Genomic DNA, 16,866 nt, shown 5'->3' on the forward strand with positions numbered 1-16,866 from the left:
GCCGGTGGCGCGATGCGCGCCACCGGCACCTTTTTATCGATACTGGAACCACGCCATGGCCACCGACCGCCACATCATAAAAACTTATCTTAACGACGAAGAGAAAGAGCGCATCGATCAGTTGGCTAATCAGATGCGTCTGTCCCGCTCGGAACTGCTCAAACGATTGTTGATGAATACCAAGCTGCCCAGTGCCGCTGACTTTGCAGCTTGGCAGGGCATTCGCGATCTGCTCAAGGTCAATGCCGATCAGGCTCGCTTGGGTAACCTGTTCAAGCTGGCGCTTGATGAGCCGCTTTCAGCAGGTCTTCTCAAAAAGTTCGATGATCTGATCCGCGATATTGAAGAAACACAGGCAGAGCTCAAAGCCGCCATTGGCGAGATCCGCGATAAGCTTCAGCCGGGCAAACGAAAACAGACCAAGTCATGATTGCGACCAAGATTGGCAAAAAATCCGGGGTGCCAGATAACTACACGCGCCTGGGAGAATACATCGCCGCAGCCGAGGAAAAAGGCGAGAAGCTACATCAGTTCTGGATCCGCAATTGCGATGCCGGCAAAAATATCGAGGATCTCGATCTTGCCCTTTTGGAGATCGAAGCGGTTCGGCGGCAAAAGCCCGATATAGCCGACAAAACCTATCACCTTGTCGTATCTTTCCGCCCCGGCGAGCAAGACAAACTGAGCAAAGATGATCTGATGGCCATCGAGGTCGAATATGCCAAAGCGCTTGGATACGGCGATCATCAGCGTGTGGCGGGAACACATATCAACACCGATAATTTCCACATGCACATCGCCTTTAACAAGGTGCATCCGGAAACGCTCAAGGTCGTCACACCACATCGGGATTTTAAAATCCTCGCCAAGGTCTCGCGCGAGATGGAGAGGAAACACGGTCTCGCAATCGATTCTGGCATGACTGATGGTAAAGCACGGGATCCGAACAAGCTGTCGCCTGCAGCACGGAACTATGAAGCCCATACGTGGCAGGAATCATTCCAGCGGCATGTGTTGAAACATCGTGAGGAAATACTGGAAGGTTTGGGGAAGGCGAAAACTTGGCACGAAGCTCATAAGGTTCTGGCCGGATATGACATTCATCTCAAACTACGTGGCAACGGGATGGTATTGATGAGCCCGGATGGGCAGGCAATGAAGGCCAGCCAGTTGGACCGATCTTGCAGTAAGAGGAAGCTTGAAGGACGGTTTGGAGTGTTTGAAGCGCAGAAAGCTAAGCCACATGGCAAAGAAAAGCATCAAGTCAGAGCAAAACGCCGCTACAAACCCCGCCCTCTTGTCCGGCACCGCAATACCTCTGCCCTCTGGCGGCGCTACCTTGGAAAACGGAAGCTCCTGCCCCGGCAGCCCGGCCTAGCGGCAAGAGCATTGCGAAGCTGGAAGATGTTTTTGCTCATGGAGGCTTATCAGGATCCGCTGGCGATGGTGTTAATCACCGCTCACCGAGAACTGCTGAATGTTTTTGATACTGCAGAAAAACAGCGCCAGTTACCGCCAAACGTATATGCCCCAGTTTTTCTCAAACTATGAAATCGAATTCCTAAATAGCGATTAGCGTTGCCCCTCGCCTAATCAGAAAAACCAATGCCGCAAAACGAAACTTAATCTTCCATGGCATCTAGTAGATGCTGAAAAGCATCGGAGTAGCGTTCTCTAACCGTCGCAATAAGAAAGGAGACAGCCTCCTTGGGTTGAGCTGGTTGTCCCTGGCTATAACACCACCTTCCCGCTCGATTAGCTGGGTGAGGGATTCGAGAAAACTGGCAGTTTTGATAGGGCCTCCCCCAAGAACACCAGGGTATAAACTCTGGTATTTCCGAATTATCAAGCTGGAAATAGTCCGCGACTGCCTTTGTTACCCGCGAGCCAACGCATATCACCCTGTCTCCAGGACTGATAACATTGCCAACATTTTGAATTGCACTCTGGTGATCGAAAGGATCAAACGTATCCGGCCCGGTCAATTGAACTTCGTCAAGCAAGTTCCGGGGACGAAAATACTTATGAATGTTGTTCGCACTAAACCCAACAGAATCAGCCAATCGCAATGTGGTCCATGCATTCCAATTGAATGCATAACTGTGCTCACCTTTTGGTGCCTCACCCAGCAAGACAGGGTTCTTGGTTAAGAACATGCCCTCTCCCTCTCAACACATCACGATTCACGATCAAGCGCTCCACCTCATCGAAAGAGCCTCTGCCTGTTTCAGAACAGTTTGGACTGCTTGATCCTGCAGATCGGGCGGGAACCCATACTTGCGCAAGGTTCGCTTGACGAGAACCCGCATTTTTGCACGTGCACTGTCGCGATGCTGCCAGTCAACAGAAACACTGTTCTTTAGGCCAGTTAGCAGTTCATGCGCAATCACCTTGAGCGCGTCATTGCCCATGACCTCTACCGCACTGGCGTTTTCTGCAAGGGCGTCATAGAACGCAACTTCTTCTTCAGAAAGGCCCTGCTCCTCGCCGCGATTGCGGGCCTCACGAATATCACGGGCAATTTCGATCAGTTCCTGCAAAACCTCGACCGTGCTAATCGCGTTCATGTGATAACGCATCATCGCCTGTTCGAGACGTTCTGAAAACTTTTTGCTTTCGGTCACATTGGATTGGCTGCGTGAACGGATTTCATCATTGAGAAGCTTTTTAAGGGCTTCAAGGGCAAGGTTCTTTTTCTCCATCTCCTTGATTTCGGCGAGAAAGTCATCGGATAGAATAGAGATATCGGGCGATTCAAGCCCTGCCGCGCCAAGGATATCGACGATTTCAGTAGACACAACTGAACGATCGATAAGCTGTTGAACAGCGAATTGTTTTTCCGCAGCTGACATGCCGCTTTTATCGTTTGATTTCACAAGCGCGATACGAACCGCCTGGAAAAAACCGACTTCATCGCGAATGGCACGCGCCTCGTCACTGGCACCGGCAAGGGCAAAGGCCTTGGATAGAGCCAGAACCGCATCCTGATAGCGGCGATGGGCGCGTTTCTTTTCAAGTTCGGTTTTCTTGGCGGCGGCTTCTTTTTGTTGGAAATCAAGAACCCATTCAATCGCACCGGCCATCACGGCCAAGCGTTCCTGTCCGGTTCCGGTAATGCCGCGCTTGTAATCAAATCCGTCGAACATCGCGCAGACGACATCGTATTTTTCCTGCATGACGGCGACGGCCTCTGCCTCGTCAATACCGGTTTTATCGCGGTCTTCAGGGGAATATTGACCCAGCGCGTTTTTAAGGTTCTGGGCAATGCCGATATAATCGACAATCAACCCCGCCGGTTTGTCGGCAAATACGCGGTTTACCCGCGCAATGGCCTGCATCAATCCGTGGCCACGCATGGGTTTGTCGATATACATCGTGTGCATGGAGGGTGCGTCAAAGCCCGTCAGCCACATGTCGCGCACAATCACGAGCTTGAGCGGGTCTTTTGGGTCTTTGGCCCGTGCGGCAAGGGTATCGCGGCGTTTCTTGTTACCGATATGCGGTTGCCAGTTTTCGGGATCGGATGCCGAACCGGTCATGACCACCTTGATTACGCCTTCCATATCATCGTCGGAATGCCAGTCGGGACGGCGCGCGATGATGGCGTCATAAAGAGCAACGCAAATTCGACGGCTCATGGCGACAATCATTGCCTTGCCATCCATAGACGCCACCCTGCTTTCGAAATGATCGATCATATCATCGGCGAGCATGGCAATGCGCTTTTCCGCACCGACCAATGCCTCGACCTTGGACCATTTCTGCTTGAGACGTTCCTGTACAGGCTCTTCGTCGTATTCGGTCAGATCTTCAATTTCGGCATCAATGATTGGCTTTTCGTCTTCGGGAATGTCGATCCGTGCCAGTCGGCTTTCATAATAGATCGGAACGGTTGCACCATCTTCGACCGCACGGCTGATATCGTAAATGTCGATATAGTCGCCAAAGATTGCCGGGGTATTGACATCAACCTTTTCAATCGGTGTCCCGGTAAAGCCGATAAAGGACGCATTAGGCAAGGCATCGCGCATATATTTGGCAAAGCCATAGGCAATATCGCCTGTTTTCTGAGCGACACGTGCTTTGAACCCATACTGGCTTCGGTGGGCCTCATCCGCAATCACAATCACGTTGCGCCGGTCAGTTAAAACCGGATATTCCCGTTCGCCATCAGGCGGCGAGAATTTCTGAATCGTGGTGAAAATGACCCCGCCCGAGGCGCGGATAAGCTGCCTTTGCAGATCATCTCTGCTTTCGACCCGCACCGGAGTTTGGCGGATCAGATCGCGGCATTTGGCAAAGGTCCCAAACAACTGCTCATCCAGATCATTGCGGTCGGTGATGACAACGATGGTCGGGTTTTCCATGATATCAGACCGCCGCACCAGAAGCCCGGCATAAAACGCCATCAGAAGGCTTTTGCCTGACCCTTGCGTGTGCCAGATCACGCCCGCCTTACGGTCGCCGTCTTGGGCCGTTGCCGAAACTGTGCTTTCAAGTGCATGCAAAACCGCATGATACTGGTGGTAGCCTGCGATGATTTTGGCAATGCCATCATCGGTTTCGGAAAATACCGTAAAATCGCGGATCAAATCCAGAAACCGGCGCTTTTCAAATACCCCTTCGATCAGAACCGACATTTCCGGGCTGCCCTTGGCGGCGACAGACCGCCCATCGGTGGTGCGCCAGGGCATGAAACGTTCTTCATTGGCCGTCAGCGATCCGATACGCGCCATCACCCCGTCAGACGTTACCAGAACCGCATTGGTCCGAAACAGGGATGATATCTGGGTTTTATAGGTCTGAAGCTGATTAAATGCGCTGGTCAGATCGGCAGTTTCCGTTCCCGGATTTTTAAGTTCAATCACACCGACCGGCATACCATTGATAAATACCACGACATCGGGGCGGCGGTTATAGCCGTTTTCAATCACCGTGAACTGATCCATTACCAGCCAGTCATTGGCATCGGGATCTTCAAAATCAATCAGACGCACCTTGTCACCGCGAATGGTGCCGTCGGTGTCGTAATATTCAACTGGCACGCCTTCGACCATCGCACGATGCAGGCGACGGTTTTCGGCGACCAATGAAGGCATTTCAACCGCAATGATTTTGGTCAGGGCATCATGGCGGGCATCATCTGGAATATCGGGATTCAGGCGATCAATCGCCTGTTTCAGGCGATCTTGCAACAGCACATCTGAATACGCCGCCCGTTCGGGTGCGTTACCATCCGGCCCGGCGGTACCATCGCTCAAACGGGCATAGCCCAAAGCCATAAAGTGTTCGAGCAGGATAGCTTCAACTTCGGCTTCGGACAGATAGGCCATCAGACGGGTTCCTCAACAATTTTTTCGGCATCGCCAACGCGAATTTCGCCAGACATCAGTTTGGGCAGTAGGAAGTCGCGGGTTTGGCCAAGAATTCTGTTTTCGATCAGATTAGAAAAAATACGCGAAAACAATGGAGAGCAGAGTTTGTCGAATTCTTCCAGAACGTCCCGCGAGGGGATGAAAATTTTTAGTTCCTTGAGGTCTTGCTTTGTGACATGGCCTAGTCCCGTTGTTTGCTTGTTTCTGGCGATTTCGGCAAATTCTGGATTTAGGCTTTTAAGCATACAATAAAGGAAATGTTTGGTTCGTTTTCCATTTGAACGAACGGCAAAGATATGCTGATTGAGCCATGCATCGCCGCCTGCCCAAATGAAAGTATCAATCGATGTGTCTGGGTTCCCTGACCACGAGAACAACAACTCTCCATCAAAGATACGATATTTCTCATGAAGTGCTGTATTCGTGAATTTTGTATTCTTGGTTATTCCAGATTTCAGCTCAGCGATTTTGATCACAGGTAATGCATCAGATTCCTGTGAAAAGTGCATATTCTTATAGGCTGCACCATTTACCCAGTCGGCTTGGTCGTGAACGGATTGTTCGCACCATCCCTCCGGCTTGCCGTCATCATCAAGGCGATCCGGGAACAGGTTCCAGATTTCCGGCGAGAGATAGCGCGGACGCCCATCCATCTTGGCCTTGGTCGGGCCGAAATCGACAAACCAGTCCTTGAACAAGGCACGCGCCATAGCTTCGAGCGTTTCGTTCATTCGGCGGTTTAGGTCGATTTTGTCGTCGAGCGTTCCCAGCAAGTTTGCAATGTTACGTTGTTCATGTATGGGAATATTTGGAACTTTGAAGTTCTCGATCATTCCCTTTGTTAAGGCATTTCGCGTAGCTCCCGAAGCAGCAAGGCTTAGCATATGTGCTTGCATTTCAGGCGATACTAAAAAATAACGGAGGAAACGCGGATCAATTACATCTGGTCTAGGTCGAATAATTGCAACATGTTGATTGACACGTGCAGGAAGCGCTTCAAGCGCAACTTGACAAGCCCTTGCGACACTGTCCCCGGTAATGTTCAAAAGAACGTCATTTTCCATAACTTCGACGTTTGATAATTTATCAGCTTGTCCTTGCGAAATGTAAGCAAGTCCTGTGAAGGAGAAACTTTCGTTAAGTATATTTTGGCTGCGAATTAGCGAATAAGGACCTTTGTCAAGATATGCGTCTTTTCCGCCGCGTGGAGTTGCTCCACTACCAATCTTGCTACAATAGTCACCTAGTCTCAAACCTTGCGGGTCAGTCGGAGAGCTTCTCACAAGCGGATACCCCCCAACTTTGCTCGAATTTGATTAGTGAGTTTCTCAGACTCTGAAAAGTAATCTTCCAGATACTTCTCTAGTTCAGCAAAGCGTTCCTCAAACGAAACCCCATCATCTTCTTCGACCTCAGCACCAACATAACGTCCCGGTGTCAAAACGTGATCGTGGGAACGGACTTCTTCAAGACTGGCAGATTTGCAGAAACCCGGCACATCTTGATAGTCGCGGCCTTCGCGCCAGCGGTGATAGGTCTCGGCGATTTTTTCGATGTCGTCATCACTGAATTCACGCCGTGTGCGATCAACCATATGGCCGAGCTTACGGGCATCGATGAACAGGATTTCCCCGCTGCGATTACGGAAGCCGTGATTTTTCTTGTTTTTGGCAAGGAACCACAGGCAGGCGGGAATTTGGGTGGAATAGAACAGTTGTCCGGGCAGGGCGATCATGCAATCGATCACGTCTTCTTCGATCATCGCCTTTCGAATATCCCCCTCACCAGACTGACTTGAGGACATCGACCCATTGGCAAGAACGACACCCGCTGTGCCATTGGGGGCGAGATGGTGATGGATATGTTGCAGCCAGGCAAAGTTGGCGTTACCAACTGGGGGAATGCCGAATTTCCAGCGGCCATCTTCGCGCAGTTTATCGCCGCCCCAGTCAGAGATGTTAAAGGGTGGGTTGGCAAGGATGTAATCAAAGCGTAGGTCGCGCAATTCGTCCTTGTGGAAGCTGCCTTCTGAGTTCCAACGGATATCGGCATCAATGCCGCGCACGGCCAAGTTCATTTTGGCCAGACGCCAAGTGGTATAGTTGCTTTCCTGTCCATAGATCGCGATATCGCCAATCCGGCCTTCATGGGCCTCGATAAATTTTTCTGATTGCACAAACATGCCGCCCGACCCGCAGCAGGGATCGTAGACGCGACCTTTATGGGGCTCCAACATTTCAACCATCGTGCGCACGACCGACCGAGGGGTATAGAATTCTCCGCCACGTTTGCCTTCCGATCCGGCAAATTGACCAAGGAAATATTCATACACACGACCAAGGACATCGCGCGATCTGTCCTTGCCTTGTTGCAGAGTGATGCCGGAAATCAGGTCGATCAATTCACCCAGCATCACGGCATTCAGGCCGGGACGGGCATATTCCTTGGGCAATACGCCCTTAAGGGACGGATTTTCCTTTTCAATCGCGATCATGGCCCCGTCAATCAGTTTGCCGATGTCGGATTTTTTGGCATTGGCTTGCAGATGTGACCAGCGTCCAGCCTTAGGAACCCAAAAGACGTTTTCTGCAGCGTATTCGTCGGGATCTTCGGCACCGTCGGGATAATCGGCCAAAAGTTCGGCACGTTTGGCTTCGAAATTATCGGAAATATGTTTAAGAAAAATCAGGCCGAGGGCAACGTGCTTGTAATCGGAAGGCTCCATATTGCCGCGCAATTTATCGGCGGCTTTGAAAAGTTCGGCTTCAATGCCGAGATCTGAGCCGTTGTTATCGGTTTGCTTTGCCATTTTTCTTAAAATTCCTCAATTTCGCTCACACTGCCGCTAAACGATGTTCGTTCATCATCGCCAAGAGCGAATTAAAAACTGCGAAACATTTAAAAGCGCCGCTCGCAGGTATCCACCTTTTTATCTCTTTCAAAATTTCATCTCCCGTTGAGCATGGCACCGCCATGCGAATAAGCAGGAAGCCCGTTCGGGCTGTTTGGTGGGCCCACCAAACCTATCCTGCCCCCACAACGACAGGGTAAAGTTGTGCAATCTCTGGCACAGACTGGCACAAACTGGCAATCCCCGTCAATCTTTGGCACTTTCTGGCACTCATTGGCAATGCACTGTTATTATTGATTTTTTTGATATTCCTATCCTTACGAGAACATGCCTTTTTACCCTTGCGCAGTAGTCCTCCCGTCGAGTAATCAAAAGAATCCCGATGCGCGTCTACAACCAGAGCGGAATGCGTATCATCGACAGGCAAGGGGTCGAAATGAGCGAAATCATTACCTTTAACTTCGATAACGTCGATTTGCGTGCCATCGAAATTGATGGCCATATCTGGACTGTGGGTACAGACGTCTGCAAAGCACTTGGTTACCGGGATGCAGAAAACGGTTTGCGAAATCTCGATGAAGATGAAAAGGGTACACACATTGTGAGTACCGCTGGCGGTAACCAGAATTTGCTGATTATTAACGAAAGCGGTCTCTACTCCTTGATCCTTCGAAGCAGGAAGCCGGAAGCAAAGCGCTTCAAAAAGTGGGTGACATCCGAAGTCCTGCCATCCATCCGCAAAACCGGCGCATATCATCATGCTGACACGACACTGGCAGCCCAAGGCACCGACCAGCATGAACTGATCGAAGCGCTTCGTGACAAAATCAGCCTGCTCGAAGAGAACCGTTCATTGGTTAAAGGGAAACTCACCCACGACAAGTTCAAGGGCGTTGCCCGCCAGCTTTTCGAAAAGACTGATTTCAATGACGAAACCATAGCCGAGATCCTCGCTCCGGGTATTGGCACCTACATGCCGGAATGGGTCAGCTGGCAAAGGCGATTGCATTAATCCGCCTCTATGGACCTTTGACGCTGCTCCGTCCGCTTCACCCATCACAAGAATATAACCAGAATACGAGGCTTCCTTGAGAGCTGGAATTTACGCTCGTCACTCGACTGACAAACAAGGGACGAGCTCAGAAGATCAAATCCGTCGCTGTCAGGAATTCTGCCGTTTCAAGGGATATGATGTCGTTAAGATTTATCGCGACGAGGCCCTGTCCGGAGCGCACATCGAAAATCGCCCCGGCATCAATGCCTTGCTGATCGGTGCGCTTGACGGTCGGTTCGATGTTGTCATCGCAGAAGATCTAAGCCGCATCAGTCGCGATCAGGCTGACACAGCCAATTTCTTCAAGAAAATGATCTTCCTCGGTGTCCCGATGGAAACTGTCAGCGAAGGGCTGATCAACGAGCTGCATATTGGCCTGAAAAGCACAATGAATGCTCTATATCTCAAGGATCTGGCCGAAAAAACCCACAGAGGCGTTATTGCCGCCGTCCTGCGTGGCGGCGTACCAGGCGGCAAACTCTACGGCTATGATCTCGTGCACGCACTTGATGAAGCAGGCGAGCCGATACGCGGCAAGCGAACAATCAATCCAAAACAAGCTGCAATCGTGCAGGATATCTTTGCTGCCTATGCGTCCGGTCAGAAACTCAAACATATCTGTGAAGACCTCAATCGACGCGGTATCGACGCACCAAACGGAGGCCAATGGGCCCCGACAACACTTGTCGGTTCTTTTGTCCGCCAGACCGGCCTGCTGCGACAGACGCTCTATAACGGCGCCATAACGTTCAACAAGATGCAGTATCGCAAGCATCCGGAAACCGGCAAACGTCTCTCGGTGATGCGTCCGGAAAGCGAATGGGTAACAGTGCCAATCCCCGAACTGGCTATTGTCGATGAAAACTTGTTTGCCAGCGTGCAACGTTCACTTGATCAACGTTCAGCTCGACAGCGTGAGCGTAAACTCGCCCCGAAAGTCATGACCGAGGAGGAAAAGCGTGAAATCTCGATCAATCGGTCACGAGAATGGCGGCGAAGCCAAGCCATTACCGGCAAACGCGCGAATGCGGTCTTTGGCGGCAAGCTCTATTGCGGCAAGCATGGCGAGCCGATTGTTGCGACCTATGCCCGGCACTATTCCTGCAAATCGAAAGGCTGCCCGAACCGGAGCCTCAATTATGACCAGATTATCGCGTTCGTGATTGACGCCATCAGCACCCTTGATCGCAATATGATTATGGCACATTTCGACAGCGCAGAAATTGTTCAGAAACGCACGAAACTGGAATATGAGATCGCGCAACTGAATAAGGAACTTGAGGCTGTCCGCACCGGCCTCAACAAGGTCATTGATGCCTTGGGACCAGATGCCAGGTCTCACGAAATCCGTGCATTTTTTGACGACAAGTCAGAACAGATTCATCGCTTGAAACTCGACATCTCCCGATGTGAACGGGAACTGGCCGAAACAACACTGCCCAAAAGCATCGACCGCATTGTCACTTGCCACAACAAGTTGGTCGCAAAGCTGCAAACCTGGTCACGCGATCCGGAAGCCGTCGTCCCGCTGCGCCGGATCATCGACAGACTGACCATTCACGTCATCTGGAATGAGGCTGAGGAATGCTGGGAGCAAAGCTGCGAAGTGACGTTTGACTTTGCAGCAATCATAACTGCGGACAAACGACATTCATAATAAGCCCTGCGAATCAACAGTGAGCTTCTGTTTGCCTGACAAGAACACGCCGAAAAATTCAGAGACTTGAAACACCTTAGGTTGAACATTACTGTAACCTAAGATAAAGAATCAAGATCGGACGGTCGCATGATAGAGAGCATACATTTAGCTAATGTTGGTATCTACGATGCCACCGGAACTAAACTTGAGGCACTGAAGAAGCTCAACTTTATCTTCGGCTCAAATGGATCGGGCAAGACAACAATTTCTCGTGTTATCGAGGGGCCGAGCACCTGCCAAATAGCATGGTCAGACAATATTCCTCTCGAAACCCGTGTCTATAATAAGGATTTTGTCGAAAAGCACTTCGATGCTGAAAGCAACATAAAGGGCATATACACGTTTGGAGAAAATGTTGAGGTCACAGACAAGATTAAACTTCTCAAAAGCGATGCTGATGAGATCAAGTCTAAGCTGACTGGACTGCGGAAGACTCTCTTTGGTGACGATAACGAAAGCGGAAAGAAGAAAGAACGTGAAGCGTTAGACGCTCAGCTTGTTGAGGATGTTTGGAACGCCAAGAAGAAATTTGATGACTTGGAAATGGCTTTCGCCGGTCTCAACAATAACAAGAAGAACTTCTGCGCTCGATATCTCACAGAAGCGTCAAGCAATGTCGCAACAATGAGGGATATTGCAGAGCTCCGTGAAGCTGCGACAACCGTCTTTTCAGGATCGTTAACCAAGGCGGAGCTGTTACCTCCTCCTCAAGACAGTTCGACGTTTCCAATGATGGAAGGCTCTGCAATCCTTAAGAAGAAGATTATCGGTAAAGAAGATGTGGACATTGCGGCGCTGATCGAAAAGCTAGGCAACAGCGACTGGGTTCAGCAAGGACGGCAATATTTCAGACAACTAGAAGACCAGTGCCCATTCTGCCAGCAAAAGACAAATGCTTCCTTCAAGCAGGGCCTTGAGGCGTATTTCGATGAGAATTACATCGCCGACCTCGCCGCCATTGACAAGCTACACGCTGACTATACAGGTGCTGTAAAGGAAGTTCTGAACGCTTACAACGCCGCTGAGTATATTGAATCGCCTTTTCTTGACCGCGAAGCCTTTGAGAGGGATGTCGCAACTCTTCGCCTTGCTCTGGATGGCAATATTGATCACATCGTTGCTAAGCGAAAAGAGCCCAGCGCCCCAGCAACACTCACTGATACAACCCCACTTTTCGAAGCTGTGACTACCCATATCAGCACAGCGAATAAGAAGATAAAAGCCAACAACGATACAGTCATCAACATTGCCGCACGCAAGAAGGAACTGACATCGCAAGTTTGGAAGAGGCTGCTCGAAGACACAAAGGCGATTTACGACAAGTTCAAAGCGGCCTCTGATGGGCTTGATAAAGCGATCAAATCGCTAGAAACCCAGATAGAAATCCAATCAAAGAGTCTTGCCACAAAACAGGAAGAGATAGAAGAAAACGAGCGCAAGATTACCAGCATCAAGCCAACAATTGATGCCATCAACAAGCTTTTGAAGTCATTTGGCTTTAATAACTTCCACCTCGCCGAAGGGGAGGATAGCGGGTTCTATCAGGTTAAACGAGCAGATGGAAGTGATGCGAAACGAACACTAAGTGAAGGAGAGAAGTCCTTCATCACGTTTCTATATTTCTATTCTCTGATCGATGGATCGTTCAGTGCAAGCGGCGGCATAAATGACAAGGTGGTTGTATTCGATGACCCCGTTTCGAGCCTTGATGCAGACATACTTTTCATCGTTTGTAATTTAATAAAGGTTATTGTTGCCAAAATGCGTACAGGGGAAAGCCCCATCAAGCAGGTATTTCTGCTCACGCACAACATATATTTCCACAAGGAAGTAACGTTCGATAGAAATCGTAGTGCCGACATGGCGAAGAATGATGAAACATTCTGGGTCGTAAAAAAAACGTCGCAACGCTCTGAGCTTGTATATTTTAAGGAAAACCCTATTAAGTCGAGCTATGAACTTCTCTGGCGAGAAGTCAGACAGAAACCGCCTTCTGATACTGCAATCCAGAACGTCATGCGCAGAATACTTGAACACTATTTCAAATTCTACGGCGGCATGAGACCTGAAAACATTATCGAAAAATTCGACGGTCATGACAAAATGATCTGCAGCACATTGCTGTCATGGGTGAATGACGGATCACACTTCGCGGCAGATGATTTGTATATGACCTGTGACCCAGGGCAAGTTGATCGATATCTTGCCGTATTCCAAAGAATCTTTGAGGAATCGGATCACGGAGGACACTTCAAGATGATGATGGGTGACGACTATGTCGCCCTATCGCAGCCTGCCACACCCCAGCAAGAAGCGGAAGCTACGCCTGTAGAACCGGTATCCAACTGATTGTAAAACCGTCTAGAAATAAAACCCTCGGCACCTTTCTAACCGTCAGTCATAGTATTCTGACTTGCGTATTTCTGAGCCCCTAACAATGTCAAACAGGAATACACCCGGCAAAATCCTGCCGGTTCATCACATGGACATTCCCCGGTCGATCTTCTGAAATGCACGCGGAATAGCTGTCTTGAGCCAAGACGGCAATTGGCTTGCGACTTTTCGCGTACGTCCTTTCACACGACACAAAAGCAATCTGCTGCGCTCGCGCGAATTATCAAAAATATAAACCCGATCCGCCACTCCGATAAACTCGGCAAGCCTTGTAAGGCTTCGCGGATAACGACGTTTTACATCCTCAGAGGGCACATGATGGCCTCCGGCTGCGACGCGCTGCGCGATCCTGGCAATTGACAGCGACGGATCAGGCAACCCGACATAAACAAAATTTATACCGTAGCCTTTCGATCTGGCAGTTTTCACCAGTTGCAGCTCGCGCTGCCCGGAAAGGGTCGTCTCTATGATGAACGAAGTACCACCGGAAAGATGGGCTTCCTGCTGTAAAATAGCTTCCCGCCCCGCATAAACCCTGCCACGCTCGGGAAAAAGTTTATGAATGTTATCCGGATTAACCACCGGCAAGGATTGTGGTTCTGCCGGGTTATATCGCTCGACGAGCGTACTTTTGCCCGCCCCATTCGGACCCGCAACAATCCAAAGCTGAGCCATCAGATGGCGCGAAGCACTTCAACAGTGCCATCATCATTGACAGACACGAGTTCGCAACGGCCATCGGGCCATTTCCGGACAATACTGCCTTCATGTGCGGGGTCACAATAGAATACCGGTCGTCCAGCTTCGAGATGGGCTTTTGCTGCCCGACCATCGTCATTGGCAAGCTGCTTCTCAAACTCCAGCCAGAGCTTGCGGCTATCCGCCCCTCTGGCATTCGTCACCTGCTCAAATGTGATTTCCGGCATGAGATTTCCTTGCTGCACTTTGTCTGCATGTTTGTAAGGCATGGATTCTTATACACCATTGATACGTGTTGAAAAAACGCAATATCGCACTTATCGATCCCTAGTCTCCATTTCCTTCAGGTCAGGCTCTAGCCAGAGCAATTCTCTCCTGCCAGTGAGCGATCTCGCATTCTATGAAGGCAAGCCGATTTCTCATCCCTGATTGATGCGCCAAATCAGCAGAGTGCTGGGCACGGAACTGCAATGCTGCCTCTCGCTGTTCCGGAAACATCTTTTTCATGCCGTCGCTTGTTCGCAAGTACTGCTCTTGGCGCGTTTTGAAGGCCTGTTCCAACTCGGAAAGACGCAATTTCGTCTGACGGGCCTCGTTCATCAGGGCAGCGATGGCAGCATGTGCATCCGCTATCAGTTCGTGATCTTTGTATGTAACGCCTTCTGCCAGGCGGCCAGAACAATTTGAATGCTCTATCACATCGCCAGCATCACCCATTGCCATGCTTGGCAAAACGTTGCGGACACGTTCCATAAAGATATTCTCTGCCTTGGTCGCACTCCAGGGCAACATGTAATCCGAATAGGGTTCGGCAAGATCCCCGGCGGATAACCTCACCAGCGACAGGTCAACACAATCGCGATATTCGGTTGCCTTGAGTTTCTGATCAATCTCGTGGATTTCCCCGATCACGCCTTCCGGCCATGGCCATTTCAAACCAGCCAGCAACGTGAACCGTCGCCGGATCGGCAAGACAATCTCGTCTTCAAACCGCTGCCAGACACCAAGCGCACGCATGGTATTCTTGACCGGGGTCGTGATATCGCCGGTATCAAACTCCTCAATGTCGTGGATCACAGCATAACCGGCGGTCTCTGGGGACGCCAGATCGCAAGCCTGCACGCAGTGCTGGGCAACACTGACATCACAGGCACCATTCCAGCGCCGAATGCGGGACAAGCCAGCCGCCTGATGACGAAACACCTCAAGCTGGACTTCGAACGAGACAGGAACATGATCAGAGGACGCCGTCAGCTCACGCATGACACATCTCCGATCAGCAATCCCCGACGTTCTGCAACGGGTTCAATGATGGGCATCAAGTGATGACGCGCCATATCCTGAACGCATCTGTTCCGGGCTTTCAAATCGATTGTGTTGCCATTAACAACCGCGCGGATCTGCGATAGCCAGAGACGCGGATTTCGACATCCGGGAATGTCCGCCTGTGCAACAATCTGGCTTATCTCTTGCCATTCCGGGGGATCAGAGGGGTCACAAGGATCAGGAATGGCATCCGACTTTTCCTGCTCGGAGCATTCCGTAACCAACCCATCAAGAATATCCAGCACGCCAAGCCGTGAAGGCCTTTTTCCCTGTCGTCTAACACCTTCCAATGCCTGCCGAACGGCATCAAACCCGACACGGTCAATCGCCTCATTCACACGCAAACAGGCATTGGTCAGCGTCCAGGGCTCGGCACAAAGGCGCTGCCACTCTCTTGCCAGAATCAGACATTGATCATCGACGGAAGGCAGGATGACGGCCCCCATGCCGCTTGTAGCATGGGCCTGTTCCTTCTCATCCGTGTTATCATCTTTATCCGTGTTCATATTGGAACCGGCACCACATGCCGGTTTAACACCGGAATCAGATGCCGGTTTGAGGGAACCAGATGCCGGTTTGGTTCCCAGCCCCACCAGTTGATAGGCGTTGCGGTTGCGCAGCCGTCCGGCACTCCGTACCAAACGCCGGATCAGACCAAGCTGTTCAAGTCGTTTAAGAGCCTGTCGCACCTTGCGCTCTGATAACCCGGCTTCGCAGGCGATGGTTTCAATTTTCGGAAAACAGTTCTGGCTTCGGTCATTGACGTGCGATGCCAGAACCACGGCAACGCAGATCTCCGAAGTGCTGAGATCCTCGTGATCGAATATCTCGTTCTGCACCCATTGCCAGCGGGCAACGGCAGATGTTCCGACAGGTGCGGACTGTACGGCACCCTTGCGGATTTCGGCGTATGTATAAAGGGATGTCATGTTTGGTATCGGCGGAGTTCTGCTCTCGCATTTGCACTTGACAAAGCGATCCCGTTACCTAAACTGGTTCTCAGATTTCCACACTGAGGCAGTTTAAGCCTTTTCAAAGACCCGTTGGTTGCCGCCGACGGGTTTTTTGCTGTCTAAATTCTTGAAAAGTCAGGAAAAACTAAAACTCGGAACTGCCGTCTCCTCTTTTTGAGGAGTGTCCCCGAACTTTTTCTCTTGTTTCGCGAATCCGTCGAGTCTATATCTCAAAACTCGACGGATCGGAAAGAGTGGTTGCGGGGGCAGGATTTGAACCTGCGACCTTCAGGTTATGAGCCTGACGAGCTACCGGGCTGCTCCACCCCGCGTCAGTGGGTGTATTCTGTTTTGGCTGTGTCTGCCTTCAAACAGATAACGCCGCGTCTGGGATGATGCGGCGTTGGATGTTTGGGAGTGTTTATAGGGAATATGGATTGCTGTATTTGGAAGGCCCGGCGGGGACCTACTCTCCCGTGCCTTAAGACAAAGAACCATCGGCGCAGGCTGGTTTC

The 16,866-nt window shown here is 50.6% G+C and carries 13 protein-coding genes and 1 tRNA gene; 5 read left to right on the forward strand and 9 right to left on the reverse strand.

The genetic code is table 11. The features are described from left to right. Positions 1-55 precede the first annotated feature (55 nt). Together B2R48_RS09840 and traI are read left to right on the forward strand one after the other, a co-directional pair. Positions 56-430 (forward strand): plasmid mobilization protein, encoded by a 375-nt coding sequence (locus tag B2R48_RS09840; protein ID WP_296999681.1) that lies wholly within the window; start codon positions 56-58, stop codon positions 428-430. Beyond that, positions 427-1,551 carry a TraI/MobA(P) family conjugative relaxase gene (gene traI / locus B2R48_RS09845; RefSeq protein WP_296999683.1) on the forward strand — a complete coding sequence of 375 codons (1,125 nt, stop codon included), beginning with the start codon at positions 427-429 and terminating at the stop codon, positions 1,549-1,551. The genes B2R48_RS09840 and traI overlap by 4 nt, the downstream gene beginning before the upstream one ends. Before the next feature lie 71 nt (positions 1,552-1,622). Here traI and B2R48_RS09850 read toward each other — a convergent pair whose 3' ends face one another. The 4 genes from B2R48_RS09850 to B2R48_RS09865 are packed head-to-tail and all read right to left on the reverse strand — an operon-like array spanning position 1,623 to position 8,184. Continuing rightward, positions 1,623-2,156, reverse strand: a complete 534-nt coding sequence (locus B2R48_RS09850) for a hypothetical protein (RefSeq protein WP_296999685.1) — start codon at positions 2,154-2,156, stop codon at positions 1,623-1,625. 33 nt (positions 2,157-2,189) lie between these two features. Further along, positions 2,190-5,333: a type I restriction endonuclease subunit R gene (locus B2R48_RS09855; protein WP_296999686.1), complete on the reverse strand. Its 3,144-nt coding sequence runs from the start codon at positions 5,331-5,333 to the stop codon at positions 2,190-2,192. Continuing rightward, positions 5,333-6,658, reverse strand: a complete 1,326-nt coding sequence (locus B2R48_RS09860; RefSeq protein WP_296999688.1) for a restriction endonuclease subunit S — start codon at positions 6,656-6,658, stop codon at positions 5,333-5,335. The genes B2R48_RS09855 and B2R48_RS09860 overlap by 1 nt, the downstream gene beginning before the upstream one ends. After that, entirely contained in the window at positions 6,655-8,184 is a 1,530-nt protein-coding gene (locus B2R48_RS09865) for a type I restriction-modification system subunit M (protein WP_296999690.1), read from the reverse strand. Before B2R48_RS09865 ends, B2R48_RS09860 begins: the two co-directional genes overlap by 4 nt. Before the next feature lie 478 nt (positions 8,185-8,662). Here B2R48_RS09865 and B2R48_RS09870 point away from each other — a divergent pair, with 478 nt between their 5' ends. From B2R48_RS09870 to B2R48_RS09880, 3 genes are all read left to right on the forward strand, one after another. Further along, entirely contained in the window at positions 8,663-9,238 is a 576-nt protein-coding gene (locus B2R48_RS09870) for a BRO-N domain-containing protein (RefSeq protein WP_296999692.1), read from the forward strand. Positions 9,239-9,314: 76 nt separating this feature from the next. Further along, on the forward strand, positions 9,315-10,937 hold the full coding sequence (locus B2R48_RS09875; protein ID WP_296999694.1) for a recombinase family protein: 1,623 nt from the start codon (positions 9,315-9,317) through the stop codon (positions 10,935-10,937). Between the two features lie 129 nt (positions 10,938-11,066). Next, on the forward strand, positions 11,067-13,328 hold the full coding sequence (locus B2R48_RS09880) for an AAA family ATPase (protein ID WP_296999696.1): 2,262 nt from the start codon (positions 11,067-11,069) through the stop codon (positions 13,326-13,328). A gap of 129 nt (positions 13,329-13,457) precedes the next feature. On the opposite strand, the gene B2R48_RS09885 is transcribed toward B2R48_RS09880, so the two are convergent. From B2R48_RS09885 to B2R48_RS09905, 5 genes are all read right to left on the reverse strand, one after another. Continuing rightward, positions 13,458-14,048 (reverse strand): zeta toxin family protein, encoded by a 591-nt coding sequence (locus B2R48_RS09885; RefSeq protein ID WP_296999698.1) that lies wholly within the window; start codon positions 14,046-14,048, stop codon positions 13,458-13,460. Then, positions 14,048-14,299, reverse strand: a complete 252-nt coding sequence (locus B2R48_RS09890; RefSeq protein WP_114097180.1) for a hypothetical protein — start codon at positions 14,297-14,299, stop codon at positions 14,048-14,050. Before B2R48_RS09890 ends, B2R48_RS09885 begins: the two co-directional genes overlap by 1 nt. Positions 14,300-14,420: 121 nt before the next feature. Then, on the reverse strand, positions 14,421-15,335 hold the full coding sequence (locus tag B2R48_RS09895) for a hypothetical protein (RefSeq protein WP_296999702.1): 915 nt from the start codon (positions 15,333-15,335) through the stop codon (positions 14,421-14,423). After that, a complete protein-coding gene (locus B2R48_RS09900) occupies positions 15,323-16,327 on the reverse strand; it encodes a helix-turn-helix domain-containing protein (RefSeq protein ID WP_296999704.1) in 1,005 nt (334 codons plus the stop codon). Before B2R48_RS09900 ends, B2R48_RS09895 begins: the two co-directional genes overlap by 13 nt. Before the next feature lie 279 nt (positions 16,328-16,606). Next, positions 16,607-16,683: transfer RNA gene (locus B2R48_RS09905), tRNA-Met, on the reverse strand. Positions 16,684-16,866: the final 183 nt, after the last annotated feature.

This window comes from Thalassospira sp. UBA848 (genome assembly GCF_002295455.1).
Lineage (GTDB): Bacteria > Pseudomonadota > Alphaproteobacteria > Rhodospirillales > Thalassospiraceae > Thalassospira.

Bases quoted from the DNA above. Each gene is read 5' to 3' on its own strand.
- B2R48_RS09840 (WP_296999681.1), top strand. From the start codon at position 56: ATGGCCACCGACCGCCACATCATAAAAACTTATCTTAACGACGAAGAG.
- traI (WP_296999683.1), top strand. From the start codon at position 427: ATGATTGCGACCAAGATTGGCAAAAAATCCGGGGTGCCAGATAACTAC.
- B2R48_RS09850 (WP_296999685.1), bottom strand. From the start codon at position 2,156: ATGTTCTTAACCAAGAACCCTGTCTTGCTGGGTGAGGCACCAAAAGGT.
- B2R48_RS09855 (WP_296999686.1), bottom strand. From the start codon at position 5,333: ATGGCCTATCTGTCCGAAGCCGAAGTTGAAGCTATCCTGCTCGAACAC.
- B2R48_RS09865 (WP_296999690.1), bottom strand. From the start codon at position 8,184: ATGGCAAAGCAAACCGATAACAACGGCTCAGATCTCGGCATTGAAGCC.
- B2R48_RS09870 (WP_296999692.1), top strand. From the start codon at position 8,663: ATGAGCGAAATCATTACCTTTAACTTCGATAACGTCGATTTGCGTGCC.
- B2R48_RS09880 (WP_296999696.1), top strand. From the start codon at position 11,067: ATGATAGAGAGCATACATTTAGCTAATGTTGGTATCTACGATGCCACC.
- B2R48_RS09885 (WP_296999698.1), bottom strand. From the start codon at position 14,048: ATGGCTCAGCTTTGGATTGTTGCGGGTCCGAATGGGGCGGGCAAAAGT.
- B2R48_RS09890 (WP_114097180.1), bottom strand. From the start codon at position 14,299: ATGCCGGAAATCACATTTGAGCAGGTGACGAATGCCAGAGGGGCGGAT.
- B2R48_RS09895 (WP_296999702.1), bottom strand. From the start codon at position 15,335: ATGCGTGAGCTGACGGCGTCCTCTGATCATGTTCCTGTCTCGTTCGAA.
- B2R48_RS09900 (WP_296999704.1), bottom strand. From the start codon at position 16,327: ATGACATCCCTTTATACATACGCCGAAATCCGCAAGGGTGCCGTACAG.